Source organism: Shewanella sp. S1-49-MNA-CIBAN-0167 (genome assembly GCF_040310145.1).
Lineage (GTDB): Bacteria > Pseudomonadota > Gammaproteobacteria > Enterobacterales > Shewanellaceae > Shewanella > Shewanella psychromarinicola.
Genome location: NZ_JBEOPO010000100.1, coordinates 1 through 969, shown reverse-complemented (window position 1 = coordinate 969; position 969 = coordinate 1). Strand labels below are relative to the sequence as shown.

Sequence of the window (969 nt, the reverse complement as noted above, 5' to 3'; positions counted from 1 at the left end):
AATTCGATTTCTCAGCAAGATTTATTATCGATTTACGCCCGTAGGATTTGATAAGTTCGTCTGAGAAATGATACAGCTGGTAAGCTTCATCATTTCTCAGGCGATTGTTAGCGTTGTGAAAGCAAATTTTGTGTGTAAAGTCACTCAGGATTTACTGACTGTTATCATTTTTTCATCCTACGGTGACCCATTGAGACAAAAAATCGCTCATATAAATCAGTTTCCTCAATCCTACGGGCGAAAATTAGCACCAAAAGTGTAGAAACATACAGCTAGTGACCGACTAAGCGGTATGTCGTGCCTAATATCGCATCGGCAAGTGTTCCCCTTGACCCCTTTTCAATCAAACGCTTTATATGGGTTGTAACAAATTCAGCGCGTACTCAACTTTATCCATCACTGGCTTGAGTGTTTTTACATCATATTGCTTACCGTATCGTCCATAAGTGATGTTGTGATAAACGTGCCCAACAAGCTGTGCCACCATCGATTCTTCTGTTTGCAGTTGTTTAAGCTCATCAATAAAGGTGTGACGGAATGAATAGGCTGTAGGTCGTTTACCTGCGATAAAGTGTAGTTGGTCGAGTAATTTGCCAAACTCACGGCAGAACTTGTGTGACCAAACGCCATCGCTGCTGGGTTGATAATGAAATAACGGGCTGCTTGTTAACTGACTGGTTTTTGATGTTCGGTCAGTAATGTTTTGAACGAAATCAATAAAACCGAGTTCTATGAGCTTTTGATGCAGCGGAACGGTTCGTTTTGACTGTGCGGTCTTGAGTTGTTGGCTCATGCCCTCATTGGTCACGTGAATGACGTTGATACCATCGATAATGGTTATATCATTGCTGTGTAGCTGACAGGCTTCTGAAGGCCGTAAACCGTGATAGAGCATCAATAGCGTTATCCATTTAAAGTCAGCTTGTTTATCGATAAAGTCTTGTGATTGCAGTACGTGTTTTAGTTGCT

Annotated in this window: 1 protein-coding gene; it reads right to left on the bottom strand. The window is 41.5% G+C overall.

Features of this window, described 5'->3' with window-relative positions; translation table 11 throughout:
• Positions 1 to 352 precede the first annotated feature (352 nt).
• The coding region (locus tag AAEZ00_RS20545; RefSeq protein ID WP_351089715.1) for a site-specific integrase at positions 353 to 969 on the bottom strand (617 nt) is incomplete at its 5' end.